This is a genomic window from Epilithonimonas sp., from assembly GCF_032055105.1.
Lineage (GTDB): Bacteria > Bacteroidota > Bacteroidia > Flavobacteriales > Weeksellaceae > Epilithonimonas.
In genome coordinates, this window is sequence record NZ_DAMBRK010000005.1 from 194,321 (window position 1) to 215,071 (window position 20,751).

The window sequence follows — 20,751 nt, forward strand, 5'->3', positions numbered from 1 at the left end:
TGTTCTTACTTTTGTTAAAATTTTGGTTATGATAAAAGAACTGGATAAAGATTTCACAAGTCTTAATGAATATATTAGAGGACTCAACCCGAGTAAAATTTTTATTCTGGTGGATGAAAATACACACGATCACTGTTTGCCAATTTTACTCCCGAATCTGGAAACCGATGCGCCTTTCGAAGTTATCGAGATTGAAGCTGGTGAAGAAAACAAAAATATAGGTACAGCAACACAACTTTGGGAAATCTTCTCCGAAATGGAGGCAGACAGAAAATCACTTCTTATCAATCTTGGAGGAGGTGTTGTGACGGATTTGGGTGGATTTGTCGCTTCCACTTATAAGAGAGGATTCAAATTCATTAATGTTCCTACAACTCTATTGTCGATGTGTGATGCCTCAATTGGTGGAAAAACGGGAATTGATCATCAATATCTTAAAAATATCATTGGAACTTTTGCTTTGCCCGAAGGAATCTTCTTTTATCCAAAATTCCTAGAAACTCTGAAATTCGAAGAACTGAGAAGTGGTTTTGCTGAAATGCTGAAACACGGATTGATTGCAGATTCTAATCATTGGAATGACTTAAGTTCATTATTCAAAGTTACGCCGGAAGATATTGCGCCTTTCATTAATCGAAGTATGGAAATCAAGAATAAAGTGGTGACCAAAGATTTTAAGGAAGAAAATGTTCGTAAGATTCTCAACTTCGGACATACGATTGGTCACGCGGTGGAAAGTCTTTTTATGAAAAAAGGAGAATTTATTCCTCATGGTGAAGCGGTTGCTCTTGGAATGATTTGTGAGACGCATTTGGCTCTACTAGCAGGTTTGATAGACGTTGAGGTTTCGTCAACTATTATTACGAAGATTCAAAGATTTTTTCCTTACATCGATATTTCAGAATTTAAGAATGGTGCCATCATAGATTTGATGTTTAATGACAAGAAAAATCAAGATGGAAATATCAATTTTTCATTAATCAATGGAGTTGGTTCTTGCCTTTTTGATCAAAAATTGAGTGCTGATCAAATCATTTTAGCCTTAGATTTCTATAAAAATATCAATTCTAACTAGTGTTTTTATTTATAGAATAGCGTTTTTAGTGTCTTGATAATTAGTTGTTTATTATTTTATTTTCTGAAAATAGCTTTTGATTTTAAATTTTTGGCAAAGAATTTGGAAGTATCCTTCCCGTAAAACAAAAATTTAAAATTTGAAATTATGAAAAAGTTATTTTTAGGATTAGGTCTTGTAGCTGGAACATTTGCTTTTGCACAAACTGGTCCGTCGTTCGGTATTAAAGGTGGAATTAACGTAGCATCAATTTCAAAAGATGGATATGATGATGCGAAGTCTAAAGTTGGATTTGCAGGTGGTTTATTCGTGAATGTTCCTGTTTCTGAACAATTCAGCATCCAACCAGAGGTGATGTATAGCCAAATGGGGTCAAAAGTTACAAATAGTGTTTCAGGAACTGTTTTGGGAAATACTTATGAAGCTAGATCAACTGCTAAGTTAAATCTAGATTATGTAACTGTTCCAATTATGTTTCAGTTCAGAGCAACGCCAGCTTTCTATATTGAAGCAGGTCCTGAATTTGGTTTCTTGACTAGCGCAAAGGCAAAAGATATCAACACTACATATGTTAATGGTTCTCCGGAAAATTCTTCTACTAATACATCAGAAGATATGAAAGATTCATTCTCAGGATTTAATATGGGAGCAGCTTTAGGTCTTGGTTATGACATTACGCCTAATTTTGGTATCAATGCGAGATATGTAGCAGGCTTCACAGACATCAATAAGAAAGATAGTAATACGGATGGTAATACTTCTCTTCAAAATGATGGGAACAAGAACAGAAATAATACATTCCAAGCCGGAGTTTATTTTAAATTCTAAAACAACAAAATATTGAATTTTCTTAAAGACCGATTAATTCGGTCTTTTTTTTTTGAAAATCTGTTTTCATATTGGTGAAAATCTGGATTGGATCCAATTATTTTGAATAAAAAAACCAACTTCTCAAAGAAGTTGGTTTTTTGCTTATATTATCTTTTTGATTATTTAACAATAAGATTTTTACTAGTTGTTTCTCCATTATTAGAAATTACAATTCTGTAAGTTCCTGTTTTTAGCTTAGAGATATTAACTTTGGTTTTTTCATTTTCTAAAGAACCATTTGAAACTAATTTTCCAGAAAGATCAACAATTTGGTAAGTTGCGCTTTTTGTTGTCTTACTTAGAGAAATATTAACTTCTCCTTTCGCAGGGTTTGGATAGATTGCAAAACCTTTTTCAAATGCAGACTCATTTACTGCTAAAACTTCTTTGATAGCAAAGTCAGAAGAGTTCATTGCTAGATAGATATTGTCTACAGCTTTTACTACTAATCTTGCATTGGTTGTATTGATGTTAGGCAAGGTTACAGTTGCAGAACCATTGTTAGGAGCATCTCCTAGTACTGTGAAAGTAGCTCCTGAGTCTGTTGTTAGTAGTATTTGAACAAATTGAGTATTGATAGGAGCTACATTGGTTCCTGCTACATCCCAAGTAACTGTTGTAGCTTCTCCACCGTTGTACTCGGTATTAGAAGCGTGAGATGTAACCTTGAAAGGACCTGCTGCATTAACAGTTACTGTCATGTTAGCCCTTGCTGCTTGATTTCCCGTAGCTTTGTTATCGTTTGCAAAAAGAGAGAAATTCAAATTTCTTGCAACAGTAGGGATTACTTCCCATGTTGTAGCAAGATTTCCCGCTACGATTGCAGACATTGTTGGGAAATATCTTTCATTAGAAGTTGTTGGTAAAAATGATCTGAAGACAACACCAGTTGTTTGTGTAGGAATGGGTGCTGCAGAAGTAGTTGTTCCTCTTATATTTGTTTGCTCCCAAAGATACGTTAAGTCATCTCCATCAGGGTCTGTAGCTGTTCCTGACAAAACAAATGCAGTTCCGTTTGGAATTGTATAGTTTGATAAAGTTTGAATCACTGGAGTCTGATTATTGTTAGCTGATTTTACACCACAATTTGACCCCATTCCAGTAGTAATATTGTTGTACATTTGGTTTACACTCACAACATGGAAATAAGCATCACTATTATTTTGAATGTTAGGAGCACAAATTCCTGCGTAAGCCATAATTGTACTTCCACTTCCTGGTTCTACAGATGTTGAAGTTGTTCTGTTGCCACCACAAGAGTTATCAAACGTGTGAGTTGCTCCCCATTGGTGTCCCATTTCGTGAGCTACATAATCGATGTCAAAAGCATCTGTTCTAGGAACAGAACGGCCTGTTACTCCACGTGCTTTTCCACTATTGTTACAAGGAGAGTTTAGCTGAGCGATACCGCCACCTCCAGTACTGAAGATGTGTCCGATGTCATAGGCTGCACTTCCAATGGTTGCATCTATGAAAGCTTGGTTTTCGTTCAGTAAAGTTGCACCATTATTATTAGTGAACCCAGGCTCATAAGCATCAACATCTATCGATAACAAAAGATCATTGTTCGCAATCATTGTCATTGTAAGAGAAATAGTTTTTTCATAGATACCATTTACTCTAGTCATTGTTGTGTTCATAGCAGCAAGTACTGCTTCTTTTTTCTGCTCAACCGTTCCTGAAGTCAATCCTGCCCTATTGATATGATATCTAGAGTATTCCATTGTTGAAGATAGTGCTAGACGATAATTTCTAAACTGTCCATCTTGTACCAAAGATTGTGGTGCGGAATCTGTAATGTTTTCATTTTCAGGATCTTTGTAATCACACACAAAACCTTCAGAATCAGCTGTCAAATCTTGACGATTGTAAACCATATAAGTTGACTTATCTTGTGTGTAAGCATCCAAATATGCTGTTTTTCCAGCATTGAAATACATTACATTAACACCATCATAAGGAGATACACTGAAACGAATGGAGTTTCCTGATTTCCCTTTTTCATAACCTACATAAGATCTAATGTTTGGATATTTTGCCTGCAAAACAGGATCCATTACAGAAGCTTCTTGGATGACATAATCTACCAGTTTTCCTTCCGCTGTAGGGAATTTTAAAACCAGAGACTCGTTATTAGAAAAACGCTTTGGAGCATTGGCCAAATCAGCTTTAATCTCTTCTGTATTCAGTTTGTATAGTTTATATTTCGACGGCGTCGAAGTTTTATCATAAACTGCCGCTTTGTTATCAACACCAGCTACTGGCTTCCAGTAATTTTTCTGCGAGAAAAGCAATCCCGAGAACAATACACCTGCTGTAAATAGTAATTTTCTGTTCATTTTTAAAATATTTAATTTTTCTGTTTTTGAATTTTATGTGACTACAATTTTTTAGTTTTTTGTTATTAATTTGATAATTAAGATTAAAGGTGTTAACCTTAATTAATGTATCTAAATCAAATTTTATTAAGTTAATTTAGTCGAATGTAGATTTGATTATTAATAAAAAAAATAATTAAAAATTAAAAAATATGTAAAAAAAAGATTTGCTTAGTTTCTTTTTTTTGCTAAAATATGAAAAATTATGGAAATGCTTTCAAGGTTGTTGCAGTCATTTTATAGTTTTTATGTTAATTGGAAAAAAAGAGGTTACAAAATTTTGTAACCTCTTTTTAATGGGATATAATTTAACGCTATTCAGAAATCAAAATCTTCGTTCCCTGCGTGTGAGCATTCATCTCCGGAGCATAATAATTCTGTAAAGTTGTAATTCCGTTTGAGAATTTTCCGCTGGCATTGGCAACGTAATCGTATTCGAAAACATATTTTCCTTTCGGCATATATTCGATGTAGAAGTTGGTAGAAGCATCTTTTGTGGATTGATAATAACCCAAATTGTTTTTCCATTGATAACCAGAAATCACATCCAAAGGTTCAAAACCAGCCGCTCTCATATCTTTTAGATGAATAAATTCCATATTTCTGTCGGTATTCAGAATCATTCTCACGGTCACTTTATCTCCAACTTTGATTGGCGAATTTTCATTGATTTTCATTAATTGTTCGCCATTTTCAGTCTTCACTTTCTTATATAACTCTTTAGAAATCGAAATATAACTTTCCGAAAATTTTATTTTATCAAGGTCTTCATAATATTGCCAGAACAAACCACCTTGAACAATTCCTGCGCTTTCTTTTTTGATTGTAACTGTTGAAAGGTTTTTATTCAATTGGTCGGAAGTTAAAGTTTGTTTTACATAACCAGTCGCTTGCGTTTGAGGATTCAATTGTTTTCCGCCCCAAGTGATTTCAGCTTTATCAGATTCTGCAGAAGTCCAAGATTTCCCTGAATTCAAAATCGTAAAAATAACTTCCGCTGTCCCTCTGGAATTTCCCCAAGAATTCACTTCTTTCTGAGTAATCAACCAGATTTTCATTTCCTCGATGAAGTTTTCATCAGTTGGAGTCAGTTTTTGAAATGCTTCAATCGCTCCAGCGTGATTTACCGTTTTGGAAGAATACCAACCCCAATCATTCAGATTTTGTTTCCAATAAACACCTTGAGTTTCTGTTTCTGTCGAAGTTTCTTTCAAGTAAGTCATCAGTTTTTTCGAAACATCTTTCAATCCATAATTATTGAATAATAAAGCAGAACGATGCAATCCAAAGAATGTGAAATCTTTGATTTCTGCTTTTTTAGCTTTAGAGATAATTGAAGTTTTTAAAGTCGCCCCTTTTGCTTTCAAAGCATATTCTTTTTCCCAATAATGTCTCGTGTCCAGATAATCGAGAACAAAATTATTCCAAACATTGTCTTTGTCAGTTTTCCAATATTTATTCACTTCATTATCCACATAAAAAACCAGTTTTTTAACCATTTCTTTCTGTTCAGAACTTTGATAATCAGAAAGATTTCCTTTAAGCCAGTCATTAATTCTTCCAAGGTTTTTCAAAATATAAAGCGAAGTGTAATAAGAACTTGGATAACCTTGATACCAACTGAATCCGCCATCAGGATTTTGTAATTTTACCAATTCTGACCAATCATTTTGGATTGAATTTCGCATTGTATTCGCATCAAATAATCTTGCTAATTTCTGCATTTGTTCCGTTTCATTTTTCGATTCTAAAACCCAAGGCGTTTCATCCAATAACAATTGTTTCAATTCCTGATTTTTTTCAAGATTCGAAGTCAAGAGACCTTTGGATTGATATTCATCAAAAACAGTTTTCATTTTTGGATTTGCTTTGAAAATCTCCGAAGCCAAAACATCCGCAAACCATTTGTTGAAAATAACATCTGCTGAATTATTCGTATCATCTTTCAAACTTGGAAGCGCAAACATAATTTCCCAAATCGGATTAGTTTTCAGTTCCAAAGTATTAGAAACATTCGTCAAAGTTTTAGAATCCGAATTTTTCAGATTTTCCAAAGTGAACGTTTTCGTATGTCCTTCTTTTACAAAAATCGGAAGCGCATCTGTCACCAACATTCTATTTGGAAGAACTGCGATTGCTTTTTGTTCGCCATCAGAAAAATTGCCTGCTTTGGCAACGATTTTAATAATAATTGAAGAAACATTGTTTGGAACTTTCAGTTTCCAAGTTGCAGATGTGTTCCCATTTTCAGCCAATGAAAAAGATTGTTCTTTATTATATCCTGAAACCGCAGTCAATTGATTAATTCCGAATTTTTCAGTAATATCTTCATTCGTAAAAGCATCCAAAATCTGCAATTGTGCAAAACCATTTAATTTTTGATTAACCAAACTAGAGATTTTAGTTTGAAGATTAAGCTCGTCGCCTTCTCGCAAGAATCTTGGGTAGTTTGGTGTGATAGAAAACTCTTTTTGTGTCACAACCGATTTTTCCAAAATTGCACTTCTCGCATCTTTCGTATGAGCTAGAAACATTACTTTCCATTGTGTCAAAGCTTCTGGAGAGGTGAATTCAAATGAGATATTTCCATCTTTATCTGTTAAAAGGTTGGGATAGAAAAATGCCGTTTCGTTAAGGTTTTGACGAACAGGGATTTTGTCTAAATCATTTTTATCCGTTGATTTAGTGTCAATTTTCGGAGCTTTTTTAGGTTCTGGAACAACGTTTTGCATAACTTCATCCTTATCAGACATCATTTCTTTTGTTGCCATAGGAGCAGGAGTAGAAGCATAACCTAATGATTTTGCCTGTCTTTTTAACTTCATTCCAGTTATAACAACTCCTTCGAGTTCCAAACCACCATCAAACCAATTAAAATGAGGAAGGCTTATATTATTTTCACTTAGATATTTAAAGTCTTTACTATAGTTTTCCTCATTAAGTTCACTTCTCACATCATAAGAACTTTGGGAAAAATGAGAATAAAACTTTTGCCAACTCCAAGAATTCACAGCAAATTGGTCAAGCGATTTATCATACATATTCGCTAGAACTTCAGCATTGATTTTTTCTTTATCAGCGCCAGAGATTTTTATCGTCCATTTTTCTTTTTGTCCAGGCTGTAATTTGTCTCGGAAAGTAACAGTTTCAATTTTCAAATCATCTTTGCTGTCAGCAATTTTCAAATCAACCGATTCCGTTTTTACATCATTAAACGCAACCAATTGGAATTGCAAATTAATTCTCGATATACTTTCGTCTTTCGGAATCACAGTTTCGTATTCCAAAACTCCATTTTTGAAAGATTTGGTTTCGGTAACAGTTTCTCCTTTTCCATTTTGAATGAAAATATTGACCAAAGCATCAGGAATTGCAGAATAAATAAACACTTTTGCTTTTTCTCCTCGTTTGAAATCCTGCGTTGGTTTAATCACTTCCAAGAATGGATTTTGATTTTGCCCCAACGATTTTTTATCCCAAACTTTGAAAAATTGCTCAGTTTTTATAGTGTCTTTTCCTTCGATATTGTAAAGTTGAAGTTTATAAGTTCCAGCTTCTATTTTACCCAAATCTAATTTAGAATTGTCAGGCTGAGGCTCTCGAAGCCTTTCAATAAGAACCTTTTCAACTTTCCAATTCTTCACATCATCATTTTTATCAAATCTGTCGTGAGGGAATTTCTGTACAAATTCTTCCTTAGAAAGTTTTGGCAGATCTTGAACAACAGATGCAAAATTCTCTCTGAAAATCTGTTTTGGTTCTTCCAGTTTTTCCAGTTTTACATTATAAGGTTTTTTCAGAATTTGGTCGTTATAATTTTTGGTGTCAACATTCAGTTTTACAGCTTCATCGGAAAATGTATTCCCTATTTCGTTCGCAGTAATGTAATGAGAAACCGAAGCTACTTTCACATTGGTATTTGCAGATTGCGTTTCTCCGTTGATGTCCGTCACAGAAGCATTGATGGCATAATTATCAATCTGAATTCCTTCCAACGTTTCATCTTTTTTCAACTCAATTTTGATAGTAAATTCTCCTTTTTCGTTGGTTTTTACATCTCCAAGAATCGAATTTTCGTTATCATTTCCACGAGGATACCACCAGAAATATCTCCAACGGATATTCTGTTTTTTGATTTCATAATTTACAGTGGAATTGCTCAAAGGAACGCCTGAAAACATCATCGCTTTTCCTTTCAGTTCAATAGTTTGACCGTATTTGTATTCGTCTTTTATTGGTTCAAAAGTCACTTCAAATTTCGGACGTTTATATTCTTCAACCTGAAAATCTGTGTAACCAGAAATATTATAATCAGAATTATCATCATCATTATCAACTTCAATATTGAAATTTCCGTTCAATTTATTTTTAGGAAGTGTGAAACTGCCGTTAACGGAACCAAATTCGTTGGTTGTCAATTTCAAAGTCTGTAATTCTTCACCGTTGGCGTCGTTCAAAGTAATATTCAATGGAATTTTTTCTAATGTTTTTACTTTCTGAGTTTCGCCATTAATTCCTGTTGCAATGACTTTGAAGTAAACAATTTGTCCAGGTCTGTAGATTTTTCTGTCTAGGAAAATTTTTGCAGATTCTTTGTCTTCGGCTTTGTTTCGGTTTCCATAATCATAACCGTAAACATTTGTCAAAGTGTAATTATTTCCATTTTTGATGAAATAATTTTTGTAATATTCTTTATTGTCAGAATTTGGAATTTGAAAATTTCCAGAAGCATCAGTTTTTACAGAATGTTTTACGATTTGTTTTCCTCTTACATATTCGATGATTTCAAGATTTTCATTGGTAAAAGGTTTCCCGTTTTCGTTGTTTACGAGTTTCAGAATATTAGCTTTTGGATTAGAATCATCCTTTTTAGAATAAATAATTTTCGAATCAGAAACGATGAAATAAAAATTTCTCTGAACCGAATTTTCCACAACATATTCAGCCAAATAAATTCCTGCAGGAAGCGCTTTCAACTCCAAAGACGTTTTATGTGTTTTGAAATCCAAAGATTCAGGAAGCGTGAATTGGTCTTTTCTTACCAACGATTTTTTGACTTTTGCAAATGGTGTTTTGTAAGAATCAAAAACGTGATTCAGAAAACCTTGTGTGTCATCTTTTACTTCGTAAATATTCAAAGAAAATTGCTGAACATTTTTTCCTTCCGCAACAATGTGAATCGGTTTGTTAGCTTGAGTTTCATTTTCATAGAAAATATTAAGTTGAGGATTCTTAATCTGATTTTCTTTGTTAGTGATATTACTTAAATACTTAGATTTTGGAAACATTTTTTTGGCATCATTAATCCAAATTAAAGCCAGTTTGTTATCCTCTTTTTGCTGAAGAATCTCAATCATATCATCAATGATCAAGACTTTGTAATCGCCTTTTACAGATTCGTCTTCAACCAATTTTTCAAGTTGAACAAATTTGTCTTTACAATTATTGAATTCACATTGATAATTGATTTTCTGATGTTTAAAATACAATTGAGAATTACCAGAAAGTGAAGCAATTTCCGAATCAAAAATGGAATTGATTTTTGTCGAATTTACTTTCAATTCGTTAGGTGTGAAGAGATTTTGATTTCTTAAGAACTCAATATAATTGTAATTATACCAATCGGAAAGTGTCGGAAAATAGTCTAGATTATCAGATTCGTCAAAGATTTCCTTGTATTTCTGCATCGATATTTTCTTCAAAACAGAGTTTTCTTTTTCTAATTCTGAATAATTCTTCGACAAATAATTTTTAAAATCCAGCTTGCTCCAAGTTTCAATTTGTGACAAATCAGCGTTGTCAATATTGGTTTTCTGATTGATTTTCCAAGAATTATTTTGATAATAATCTTTGATGAATTCCAAAGTCAGAAGATGAAACAATTGCTTTTCATCGCCTTTCAATTTGGTTTCTGTGCTTTGAAGTTTCGCAAAGAATTTTGAATTTTTGTCATTCTTGGTATCGTCATAAGTCTGCTTTGTAATACTGAATTCGGCTTTCAAAGATTTGATGATTTGAATCGCGTTGTTGTCTTTCAAAGCTTGATTTTGTATTTCTAGAATAATCGGAAGATTGGATTTGTAAGTTCCTTTTTTATAATTGTCTTCGATTTTTTTCCATTGCTGGTCGTAATAGTTTTGTGCGGAAAAATTCATAGTAGCAAATATCAACAAGAATACTAATAAGGATTTTAGGAGTTTCATATGTAGATTGTATTTTTTTGAATGAGTGACTGAATCACTTTATAAAGATGCATTATTTTATCATAAGGTTGGAAAGAGAACTAATTTTTTTGAAATGTAAAGTCTATTAAAATTAATAACCACATAGGCACATAGTTTTTTCAAATTTTTAATATTAAATAGTTAGATATTTATTTCTATTTTATGTTTTCAAGACTAATAATTTATTTTTTTTTATGTGTCTATGTGGTTTTAGCATTTTGAAGATTTTATTTATTTAGAACAATTTTTCCGACATTTGTTAAAATAAAATGTCGATTTTAAATTTAGCAAAAAAATATCTCATTGACAGTCAGGTTTATGTTTCATTAATGGGAACTTTTCTGGCTGGTTTTTTTATGCTGGAGCAAAAGATATTCCGATGGCCGACTTTGCTGTTGATTTTCATTACATATTTTAGCGGTTATCTTTATACCAAATATCAGTACGACAAAAAGAAGTTTCTCAAGATTCTGATTTTTAATTGTATTTGCGGAATTATCAGCGTCATTCTCATTCTCAAAAATCATAACGAATACAGACTTCTGAAATGGGCAATTATTGTCATCCTTGGTTTGCTTTACAATTCTTTCTTCTTGGAGAAATTCATTAGAAAAATACCTTTGTTAAAGATTTTCTATGTTGGATTGACTTGGGCTTTGATCAATTCTTGGCTGATTCTTCCTGAATTTAATTGGCCGATTTTTTTAATTTCTTGGCTATTCATTTCGGCTTTGGTTTTACCTTTTGATATAAGAGATATGAAAAGTGATGACGTTGTAACTTTTCCCATTCTGATTGGCGTTCAGAAAACTAAAGTTCTGGCTTATATACTGATTTTTATTTCTGGATTGTTGAGTATTTTTTACCTTGATTTAGGATTCGGAATTTATTTTTTCTTGACTATAATTATCACATTTATATTGATTTATTTTTCTGAAAATAGCAATCAAGAATCATACTTTTCTTTTTGGGTAGAGAGTTGTAGCGGATTACCTTTGTTATGGCTTTTCTTGCATTGGCTTATAAATTGCTAATACAGATTTTGTTGAATTTTACTTTAAACCACATAGACACATAGTTTAATAATACTTGGTTGATTGATAATTAAAGATTAAATAGTTGAAACTATTTTAACTTTTTAATTAGATGAAATAAATCTATTTTGCCTATGTTGTTTATTTATTTTTAAAATATTTTTCCGATTATTGATGAACAAATCGATTCTGATTTTTATTTTCGTTTTAAGTTGCTTTTCTTTTGCTAATGCTCAGGAAGGAAAAGATTCGCTTTATTATAAAATTGAAGAATTTTCGGATAAAAGAAAATTTACAAAATTCATTCATCGTTTTATATTTCGTCGCGAAGCAGATTCGGCTTCGGTTAAAACCAGAACAGACAAACAAGCTCAGGGAACTTACGACGGAAGATACATCCGAAATATTAAAATTGAAACGATTGACCCTTTTGGATATAATACCAAAGAGAAAAAAGAAAAGTCCAAATGGTACGATTGGTTTACAAATCATCTTCATTCCAACACGCGAGTTTCAACGGTTTATAATTATTTGCTTTTCAAAAAAGGCGAAGAATATAATGCGCAAAAACTTTATGAATCCGAACGTTTGCTAAGAACAATGCCTTTCATCAATAGAGTTAATATCAGCATTTCTGACAGCACTTCTACCAAGGATTCTATTGATGTTCTGATAAAAGTTCTCGATTCTTGGAGTTTGAAGCCGAGAGTGAGTTATTCTGGAAGTAAAATCGGTCTTGGAGTTACAGAAGAGAATTTTCTAGGTCTTGGTCACGAAGCGGATTTCCTTTACAGAAACGATTCTAAGGAAAAACAAGATTATATGTACGGAAGTTATACGGCTTACAATCTTTTTGGAAGTTACATCAACGCTCAAGTTTTGGGAGAAAGAGATTTTGTGAAAAATGAAAGAATTAATTTTAATGTTAAAAGAGACTTTTTCTCACCATTAACAAAATGGGCAGGCGGATTCACTTTTGAATATTTTATGCGAAATGTTTTACTCCCAATAGAAACAGACACAACTTTTCCTGAAGTTCAAATCAAAGTTTACAGTCAGGATTTGTGGGGAGGTTATCAGATTCCGGTTTCGTCTAATCCTGATGATAAAATCTCCAGTAATATTGCATTGATAGGACGTTTTCAAAATTATCAGTATAAAGATAGTCCTTATATTGACCAGTTTGGATATTTCCGTTCGTACAGTAGTTTTTTGATGTCAGCGGGATTTATTAAAAGGAAATTTGCAGTTGAAAAAAACATTTTTCAATATGATTTGCCCGAAGATATTGCTTACGGAAATACATTCAACTTAACTGCAGGGTTTTTGTCAAGAAGTAATGAAGTGATGCCTTACGCCGGTGTTGCTGCATCTTACGGAGATTTTACCAAAATTGGTTATTTCAATATTAAAGCTCAGTTTGGTCGGTTTTTTAATGAAGAAAGAGAAAACCGCGAATCTTTCCGATTGGACGGAACTTATTTTACGAATCTAATGGATTGGAAATTCGCAAAAGCCAGACATTTCTTTTCACCGACTTTAGCACTTGGAAATCCTCAACATAATTATTCTTATAGAGACAGAATCAATCTTTCTTCGCCTGAAGATTTTCCTGTTTATAATGCAGATTACATCGGAACGAAGAAATTGGTTTTGAGATATCAGCTTCAACTTTTTGTTAACAAAACTTGGAAAAATTTTCACTTTAGTCCGTATTTAACAACCGCTGTTGGTTGGCTTGGAATGCCAGATGATAAGTTATTTAAAACAACGGCTAATACAAAAATTGGAATTGGTGTTTTGATTAACAATCCTTATTTGGTTTTCAACAGGATTCAGATTTCCTTTACTTATTATCCCCGAGTTCCTTTTGACAATAATTCGGTTTTTGATTTTAACAGCAATCGAAATAATGTTTTACCATTGAACAATTTTGGAACAGACATTCCGCACTTTGTGAATTTTGGGAACTAAATTCTTTTTTAATAATAAATTTTGAAAGCTTTTATTTTTAAACGATTTTTGTAAAATCAATTTCAAGAATGGTCATTAACAAACTTTCACTCATAAATTTCAAAAATCACTCGGAACAGTCTTTTGATTTTTCGCCTCAAATCAATTGTTTTGTGGGCAATAATGGAGTAGGGAAGACCAACATTCTGGATGCGCTTCATTATCTTTCTGTTGGGAAAAGTTTCCTTGGAAATTCTGACCTTAATAATGTGAAATCTGACGAAGATTTTTTTGTGATTGAATCCGAAATTCAGAATGAAGAAAAGGAAGATATTATCAAAATTCTCCAACCAAAAGAATCCAAAAAAGTCATTAAGAAAAATGATAAATCTTACGACAGATTAGCTGACCATGTTGGTTATTTGCCGAGTGTGATGATTTCGCCGTATGATTCCAATTTGATTTCTGATTCCGGAGAAAGTAGAAGAAAGTTTCTGGATGCAATGATTTCTCAGACCGATTCTTCTTATCTTTTTGATTTGATTCAGTATCAGAAAACGATTCAGCAGAGAAATGCTTTATTGAAATATTTTGCTAAGAACAGAACATTTGACAAAGATTCTTTGGAGATTTATGATGACCCAATTTCAAACTTCGGAACCCGAATTTTTGAAAAAAGAAAAGACTTTGTAGAAAAACTAAATCCTATTGTTCAGCATTTTTACGAAATCATTTCAGGCGGAAAAGAAATCGTGAACGTGATTTATGAATCTCATCTTTTGGATGGCTTCGACTCCGCTCAACCTGACAGATTTTTTAAGCAACTTTTATCCAGTTCAATTGACAAAGATAGAGCTTTGACTTACACTTCCAAAGGAACTCACAAAGACGATTTACTGTTTGAAATGAATGGTAATTCTATCAAAAAAATAGGTTCTCAGGGTCAGCAGAAATCATTTTTAATCTCCTTGAAATTAGCTCAAATCAACCGAATCAAAGAATTGACAGGAAAATCTCCAATTCTCCTGTTAGATGATATTTTCGACAAACTAGATGACACAAGAGTTTCCCAATTGATTGAATTGGTAAATAAAGAAAGCTTTGGTCAGATTTTCATTACAGATACGCATAAAGAACGAACAGAAAACGTTGTAAAACGCATTAACGAAGAGAGTAGAATTTTTGAAATTTCATAATTCTCATCTTCTGAACCCAAGTTAATTTTCTCCAAAACAAGATAAATATCATATTTCAAAATACTTTTTGGTAATAAGAACTCTATACTTTTGTGAAGTAATTTTTAATTATTCTAAATAAAATTATTATGAAAAAGTTTTACGTTTCTCTCTTCTTCTTATCTGCTATGATTAGCCAAGCACAAAGTTTTGAAGAAATCTCTCAGCCTAATCTTAAAAATTATTTCTATTCTGCAGCGGCAGTTGCGGATGTAGATAATGATGGATTTCAAGATATTTTTTTTACTGGAGCAATAGATTCTGATGAAGATACCAATGTTGATTTGACTTCCAATAATCTTTACAAAAATACGGCTGGAAATTTTTCTTCCGTCCAGGAGTTTGGAGAAAATTCGGTTCATTTGAGTGCTGTTAAATTCATTGATTTTGATAACGATGGGCTTTTGGACGTTATTACAACTGGTTTAAGTTATAACGATATTGTAAATTATCAACAATATAGATTCAAAAATACAGGTTCTGGTTTTACTTTAGTTGATAATGCAGCTGGAAAAATCTACGGTGGATTAGATGTTTTCGATTTCAATCACGATGGAAAACAGGATTATGCAGTCAACGGAACTCAATATGTTGAAGGAGTAGGTTTTACGCACGATTTGGATTTATATCTTAATAATTCACAAGGTTTTCAAAAAAATGAAGCTTGGGCGGCAGGAACACAAAATGGAAGTTTTAAAGTCATTGATATTAATAATGACAATGAGTTAGATTTGATTGTCAACGGATACAATGCTGATTATGACGGAACTTTCTCTGTTTACATTAATGAAAATGGAAGTTTGGTTAAGAAATCTGAACTTCCTGAAGTAAGCGATAGTAAAATGTCTTTTGCCGACTTCAACGGAGATGGTTTTCAGGATTTTGTATTTGCTGGGCAGGATGAAAATTATGACCCATATTTAGCAGTTTTCATCAATGATGGACAAGGTAACTTTACAGAAAATAAAATCGAGGACGAAGGTTTGTCTGGCGGTGGAGTAGAAGTTGGAGATTTCAATAACGATGGTTATTATGACTTTGTGGTTACAGGTGATAACGATTATGTAGCCTATTCCAAAGTTTTCCTTTATAATCCACAACTTCAAGAATTTGAAAAAGATGAAACGGCGAATCTTTATAATTTAGGAAGTCAGGGAACTGTTGCTGTCTTTGATTATGATAACGATGGAAATCTTGATATTCTAGCAAATGGTTTTGATTGGGAAGACCCAGACTTGATGCCTTACACCAAATTATTCAAAAATAAAACGACGGTGACCAATCAAAAACCAAATGCGCCAACCATCTTAACTGCAACGGATGACGATGGTAAAGTCAAGTTTACTTGGTCTGGAGCAACAGATGATAAAACGCCAGAAAATTCTCTTCAATATGAATTGTCAGTTGGTTCAGAAGCTGGAAAAGCTGATATAGCAAAATATATTGTGACGACAAAAAACTGGTATCTTGACAAAACTAATTTACCTTCGAAGATTTTTTGGAGTGTAAAATCTGTAGATGCGTCTAAAAAATATTCGGATAAATCTCAGGAAAAAGAATTGGCTGTTTTAGGTGTTGCAGATGTTAAAAACACAACTGTTTCTATCTACCCAAATCCTGTAAAAAATGTTTTGAATGTAAAAACAACAAGCAAAATCAAAACTCATAAAGTTTATAATCTTGCAGGACAAAGTGTGAATGCAAAATTGACATCAGATTCTACTATTGATTTCTCTCGTTTGGAGAAAGGTGTGTATGTTGTAGAAATCCAATTAGACAATGGTAAAAAAACTATTCAGAAGGTGATTAAAAACTAATAACCAAACTTTCATATCCATATCTACATTTTAAAAAGAAAAGCCCATTCATATTTTGAATGGGTTTTTCGATTTTATAAGTTTTTTTAATTGCTTAGATAAAGATTATTCAAGAAAATTTTTATTCTCGCAGATTAAGCAAATTTTGCAGATCTGTTTTTATGTAAAATCCGCGTAATCTCCCAAATCTGCGATATTTTAATAATCAAAGTTTTAATTGTTGAAAAAAATTACAAAACGTCAAGATAGCCCTGATGGAAACGGCATCCTTTTTTGTTTTTTTTGGTTCTTAGTCAATCGGAATGACCAACGTCGTGAAAAAACAAAAAAGATATAGTGGACAGCAGGTTGGAAATGTCCTATGATAAAACAATCGTCGTGCTCCTAAAAATTTTATAAAAAAGTTCCGTCAAATGAGAAAGGTAGCAGGTCTCGGACAGATTTTGTTTTGATAATTTCTCCATTTGGCGCTGCAAAGTAGATTTCTATGACTTCCTTTTGTTTGGCTTCGTATTCCAAAATCGCTTGTCTGCAACCGCCACACGGTGGAATTGGAACGGAGCTTTCCACATCTTTTGGTCCTCCAATCACAAATATTTTTTTGATTTTGACATCGGGATAATTGGCAGAAGTCCAAAAAATGGTGGTTCTTTCTGCGCACAAACCAGATGGATATGCGGCGTTTTCTTGGTTGCTTCCCGTGATGATTTCGCCATTTTCCAGAAGAAGAGCGCATCCAACTGCAAAGTTGGAATATTTGGCATAAGCCTTTTCGCGGATGTTTTTGGCTTTTTCGAAAAGTGTTTTTTCTATATCGTTGAGTTGGTCGTAATTCGGGATTACTTCAAAATTGATCTTTATCTCTTTTTCCATTTTTTAAATGCAGGGAGGTAAAAATACAAGTTTTGTGGAAATAAATTAACATTTAATGAAAAAAATAATCCAACTGTTATGATAAGACAATTTTTGATACTAATTCCCTTATTTTTCTTTGGATTGATGAATGCTCAGGACAAAATTTTCTGGGACAAAAATCTCAAGTTGGAATGGACGGATTTCCAGTCCAGAATCCAGCCAAATACTTCCAAAACAGCCGCAACAACATTTTGCGGGATTTCTTATTTATTGAATAGTCCGACCAAAAAATTCACTTCCAAACAAGTGAAAATAGAATCGTTTTTTGTTCCGTCGAAATCTTGGGCGCACAATGAACACAAAACGGATTTGGTTCTGATGCACGAGCAAAGTCATTTTGATATTGCCGAATTGTTTGCGAGGAGATTCAGGAAATTAATCAGCGAAAAAACAATGGATGCGAAAACGCTTCAAAAGTATTATACTGAGATTTATGATGATTACAAGGATTATCAGCAGGATTATGAAACGGTGACCAATCACGGAAGAATTCACGACAAACAATATGAATATACTGAGAAAATCAATCAAGAAATAGAGAATTTGTCAGATTTTAAAACCTGAATTTTCGGTTTTCCTTTTTCTCGGACAATTTCTTTTTGTTATCGATGCGTTTTTGGATTTGACCTTTCGAAGGTTTTGTAGCGAGTCGTTTCTTTGGAACAAAAAGTGAGTTTTTAACCAGTTCTAGCATTTTCTCAGTCACAATTTTTTTATTTTTGAGTTGCGTTCTGCTTTCAGATGAAGTCATTTGCAGTAAACCTTCAGAATTGATTCTGTTTTTGAGTTTTTCCGAGATTCGGAGTTTCTCATCAAAAGAAAAAAACTGACTTTCCATTACGTTCCAAATTCCGGTAACAGCTGTTTCCACCTTGTTCACGTTCTGTCCGCCAGCTCCAGAAGAGCGGGAAGTTTTGTAACTGATTTCGGTAGAAAAATCTTTCATTTTAGTTTTTGATTAATTTTTTTAATTCAAGACGACTCACTTTTCCGTTAGGCGTTCTTGGGATTTGTTCTACAAAAATAATCTCTTTTGGTTTATGAAATGATTTTTCAAATTTTAAATTATAAATTTTAGATTTTAAATGTTCATCATTTTCTCCTTCAATTATTAAAACTAATTTCTGACTTAGTTTTTCATCTTCAATTCCTAGGAAAACAACTTCATTCGGAATTTCTTTTTTTACCAATTTTTCTAATTCTTCAGGAAAAATCTTGGCACCTCCAGAATTAATTACATTGTCGATTCTTCCTAAAAATCTGAATTGCTTTTTATCATTAATTTTAACCAAATCATTCGTTTGTAAAATTTCCGAATTCAGTTTTGGAGCAAATATTTTCAAACAACCTCTTTCGTCCAGAGAAATCTCAACGCCTTCAAAAACTGTAAACCAATCTTCTGGATTTGGGAAAATCTGTTTCAAAGCGATGTGAGAAAGGGTTTCGCTCATTCCGTAAGTCTCGAATATTTTGGTTTGAGAATTATTTGTCAGGCTGAGGTTCTCGAAGCCTTTTTCTTTTTTAATTAATGATTCTTGAATTTTCTTTTTTAAAGTTTCAGAAACTGATGCTCCTCCAATAATTAAGTTTTTAATCAAATGAATTTTGTCCAAAGAATTTTCAACCTGCAGAGGCGTCATTGCACAGAAATCAATTTCTTCATTAATATTTTTTAAAGGATTAAGAGAAGTTGGAGCAATTTTCAGTTTTAATTTTCTCGAAATACTTCTTACGACCATCATTTTTCCTGAGATATATTCAATCGGAAGACAAAGTAGAGCCAAATTTCCTTCTTTCAAACCTAAAAAATCACAAGTCATCTCTGCCGAGTTCAACATTTTTGATTTTTCTATGAAAAAAGTTTTAGGAATTCCGGTAGAACCAGAACTCTGAATTTTCACGGTTTTTGACTCCGAAAACCACTCGTTTAAGAAGCTTAAAACTTTGGTTTCAAATTCGTTAGATGAGGTTTGGTTGATTGGTGATGCTTTGGAAAGGTTGATTAACATTGAGTTGTTTGAAAAATTATTTTATAAAAATATGTAATTTTTTTTGAAGAAAGTTTGTAAGTTAAAAAAAAAGCTGTACATTTGCAGCACAATAAACGACAGACCCATGGTGTAACGGTAGCACTTCGGTTTTTGGTACCGCCTGTCGGGGTTCGAATCCCTGTGGGTCTACAATCGTAAGTTAATAACCAACTGAATTTCAGTTGGTTATTTTTTTTATAATTTATGCAGAAAAAAATATGAGACTTCAAAATTCGAAGCCTCATAATTGGTTAATATATAAATTGTGTTTTTTAATTGCATTCCATTGTGAAATCTCCTTGTTATTTTTGCAAAAATACTTCAATTTTTTTACGGATTTCCATACTTATTAAAATAAATTTCATTATAACTTTAAAAGTTTTAATAAAAGTCTTTTAGTTGGAGGAAGTTATACTTTGTTTTCGTTAAAAAAAGTTAATGTGCTTATAGATGTTTCCTGGCTGCCAAAGTTATCTCCCAATTGTTCTTGGATGATTGCGATGTTCATAAGGCATTTTCCTACTCCTAAATCATTTTTTTGTTTAAGAAAAATCCTTGGCTTTTTCAAACTATATGAAGGCTTTGATGTTTTTTTTATCCAGATAATCCCAAGCTTTTTAGTGTCGATTATTCGTTGTTATTTGATTTGAAGATTTTTTTTAGGAACAAGAATAAATGATTATTAGTAATAAAAATATTAAGATTTTCTTTTTTTTTAGTTTACGTCTGATTTTAAAAAAATAGGCAAAAGATATATTCTTTCGCCCGTCAATATATTTATTTTTTTGAGCCTGTCTGCCTTCTCCGCCAGTGCCTTGTGTTGCGTGAGTTGTAACAGTTGTTCCGTTATTAGCACTGTTTGATGGATTTGCTTGAGTTTTCTTTGCGCATTTTTAAGTTAGCAAGTTTTAGATAACTTATTATTCTTATTTATTAGCTCTTTTAGCTCCTCAAGCTTCTTAACAAATTCTTCCTCTTCAATATTAAATAGTTTTGGATTGTGCTCATTAGTTCTTGTAATAGCCATAATAAGCTGACCAAAACGATAATCAGGATTTTCTAACCAAATTTTTTCTATTTTTTCTAAGAAGGGTTTTGTGCGTTTAGGGTCTCTCATTTTATTGAATAAAGTAATTTCAAATTTAAGCATCATAATTCCAAAAACAAAAAACTCCGCCTTTCATAGACTGCACCCAAAAGTTTAGACAAAATTAAATAAT

At 32.6% G+C, this 20,751-nt stretch carries 13 protein-coding genes and 1 tRNA gene; 8 read left to right on the plus strand and 6 right to left on the minus strand.

Annotation, left to right across the window (positions count from 1 at the left end; all coding sequences use genetic code 11):
* Window positions 1-28 precede the first annotated feature (28 nt).
* Together aroB and RTY06_RS06335 are read left to right on the plus strand one after the other, a co-directional pair.
* Entirely contained in the window at window positions 29-1,075 is a 1,047-nt protein-coding gene (gene aroB / locus RTY06_RS06330; RefSeq protein ID WP_312823628.1) for a 3-dehydroquinate synthase, read from the plus strand.
* 147 nt (window positions 1,076-1,222) lie between these two features.
* Window positions 1,223-1,903, plus strand: coding sequence for a porin family protein (locus RTY06_RS06335; protein ID WP_312823629.1), 681 nt, complete (start codon window positions 1,223-1,225; stop codon window positions 1,901-1,903).
* A 161-nt stretch (window positions 1,904-2,064) separates the two neighbouring features.
* Here RTY06_RS06335 and RTY06_RS06340 read toward each other — a convergent pair whose 3' ends face one another.
* Together RTY06_RS06340 and RTY06_RS06345 are read right to left on the minus strand one after the other, a co-directional pair.
* Window positions 2,065-4,284 carry a zinc-dependent metalloprotease gene (locus RTY06_RS06340; protein WP_312823630.1) on the minus strand — a complete coding sequence of 740 codons (2,220 nt, stop codon included), beginning with the start codon at window positions 4,282-4,284 and terminating at the stop codon, window positions 2,065-2,067.
* Window positions 4,285-4,637: 353 nt separating this feature from the next.
* On the minus strand, window positions 4,638-10,526 hold the full coding sequence (locus tag RTY06_RS06345) for an MG2 domain-containing protein (protein WP_312823632.1): 5,889 nt from the start codon (window positions 10,524-10,526) through the stop codon (window positions 4,638-4,640).
* Between the two features lie 290 nt (window positions 10,527-10,816).
* On the opposite strand from RTY06_RS06345, the gene RTY06_RS06350 reads away from it, so the two are divergent.
* From RTY06_RS06350 to RTY06_RS06365, 4 genes are all read left to right on the plus strand, one after another.
* A complete protein-coding gene (locus RTY06_RS06350; RefSeq protein WP_312823634.1) occupies window positions 10,817-11,581 on the plus strand; it encodes a hypothetical protein in 765 nt (254 codons plus the stop codon).
* A gap of 174 nt (window positions 11,582-11,755) precedes the next feature.
* Window positions 11,756-13,555 (plus strand): hypothetical protein, encoded by a 1,800-nt coding sequence (locus tag RTY06_RS06355; protein WP_312823652.1) that lies wholly within the window; start codon window positions 11,756-11,758, stop codon window positions 13,553-13,555.
* A 68-nt stretch (window positions 13,556-13,623) separates the two neighbouring features.
* On the plus strand, window positions 13,624-14,730 hold the full coding sequence (gene recF, locus RTY06_RS06360) for a DNA replication/repair protein RecF (protein ID WP_312823636.1): 1,107 nt from the start codon (window positions 13,624-13,626) through the stop codon (window positions 14,728-14,730).
* Between the two features lie 128 nt (window positions 14,731-14,858).
* Window positions 14,859-16,586 (plus strand): T9SS type A sorting domain-containing protein, encoded by a 1,728-nt coding sequence (locus tag RTY06_RS06365; RefSeq protein ID WP_312823638.1) that lies wholly within the window; start codon window positions 14,859-14,861, stop codon window positions 16,584-16,586.
* 393 nt (window positions 16,587-16,979) lie between these two features.
* Here RTY06_RS06365 and cdd read toward each other — a convergent pair whose 3' ends face one another.
* On the minus strand, window positions 16,980-17,459 hold the full coding sequence (gene cdd / locus RTY06_RS06370; protein WP_312823639.1) for a cytidine deaminase: 480 nt from the start codon (window positions 17,457-17,459) through the stop codon (window positions 16,980-16,982).
* A gap of 78 nt (window positions 17,460-17,537) precedes the next feature.
* Here cdd and RTY06_RS06375 point away from each other — a divergent pair, with 78 nt between their 5' ends.
* On the plus strand, window positions 17,538-18,065 hold the full coding sequence (locus tag RTY06_RS06375) for a hypothetical protein (protein WP_312823641.1): 528 nt from the start codon (window positions 17,538-17,540) through the stop codon (window positions 18,063-18,065).
* On the opposite strand, the gene arfB is transcribed toward RTY06_RS06375, so the two are convergent.
* Window positions 18,055-18,447 carry an alternative ribosome rescue aminoacyl-tRNA hydrolase ArfB gene (gene arfB / locus RTY06_RS06380; protein ID WP_312823642.1) on the minus strand — a complete coding sequence of 131 codons (393 nt, stop codon included), beginning with the start codon at window positions 18,445-18,447 and terminating at the stop codon, window positions 18,055-18,057. The two genes, RTY06_RS06375 and arfB, sit on opposite strands and share 11 nt — an antisense overlap.
* Before the next feature lies 1 nt (window position 18,448).
* Entirely contained in the window at window positions 18,449-19,510 is a 1,062-nt protein-coding gene (locus tag RTY06_RS06385) for a long-chain fatty acid--CoA ligase (protein ID WP_312823643.1), read from the minus strand.
* A gap of 100 nt (window positions 19,511-19,610) precedes the next feature.
* Here RTY06_RS06385 and RTY06_RS06390 point away from each other — a divergent pair.
* Window positions 19,611-19,681: transfer RNA gene (locus tag RTY06_RS06390), tRNA-Gln, on the plus strand.
* Window positions 19,682-20,429: 748 nt separating this feature from the next.
* On the opposite strand, the gene RTY06_RS06395 is transcribed toward RTY06_RS06390, so the two are convergent.
* Window positions 20,430-20,648, minus strand: a complete 219-nt coding sequence (locus RTY06_RS06395) for a hypothetical protein (protein ID WP_312823645.1) — start codon at window positions 20,646-20,648, stop codon at window positions 20,430-20,432.
* Between the last annotated feature and the right edge of the window lie 103 nt (window positions 20,649-20,751).

Excerpts from the sequence above, each read along its gene's own strand:
- arfB (WP_312823642.1), bottom strand. The coding sequence starts at position 18,447 with ATGAAAGATTTTTCTACCGAAATCAGTTACAAAACTTCCCGCTCTTCT.
- recF (WP_312823636.1), top strand. The coding sequence starts at position 13,624 with ATGGTCATTAACAAACTTTCACTCATAAATTTCAAAAATCACTCGGAA.
- RTY06_RS06375 (WP_312823641.1), top strand. The coding sequence starts at position 17,538 with ATGATAAGACAATTTTTGATACTAATTCCCTTATTTTTCTTTGGATTG.
- RTY06_RS06350 (WP_312823634.1), top strand. The coding sequence starts at position 10,817 with ATGTCGATTTTAAATTTAGCAAAAAAATATCTCATTGACAGTCAGGTT.
- RTY06_RS06385 (WP_312823643.1), bottom strand. The coding sequence starts at position 19,510 with ATGTTAATCAACCTTTCCAAAGCATCACCAATCAACCAAACCTCATCT.
- cdd (WP_312823639.1), bottom strand. The coding sequence starts at position 17,459 with ATGGAAAAAGAGATAAAGATCAATTTTGAAGTAATCCCGAATTACGAC.
- aroB (WP_312823628.1), top strand. The coding sequence starts at position 29 with ATGATAAAAGAACTGGATAAAGATTTCACAAGTCTTAATGAATATATT.
- RTY06_RS06355 (WP_312823652.1), top strand. The coding sequence starts at position 11,756 with ATGAACAAATCGATTCTGATTTTTATTTTCGTTTTAAGTTGCTTTTCT.
- RTY06_RS06340 (WP_312823630.1), bottom strand. The coding sequence starts at position 4,284 with ATGAACAGAAAATTACTATTTACAGCAGGTGTATTGTTCTCGGGATTG.
- RTY06_RS06345 (WP_312823632.1), bottom strand. The coding sequence starts at position 10,526 with ATGAAACTCCTAAAATCCTTATTAGTATTCTTGTTGATATTTGCTACT.
- RTY06_RS06365 (WP_312823638.1), top strand. The coding sequence starts at position 14,859 with ATGAAAAAGTTTTACGTTTCTCTCTTCTTCTTATCTGCTATGATTAGC.
- RTY06_RS06395 (WP_312823645.1), bottom strand. The coding sequence starts at position 20,648 with ATGAGAGACCCTAAACGCACAAAACCCTTCTTAGAAAAAATAGAAAAA.
- RTY06_RS06335 (WP_312823629.1), top strand. The coding sequence starts at position 1,223 with ATGAAAAAGTTATTTTTAGGATTAGGTCTTGTAGCTGGAACATTTGCT.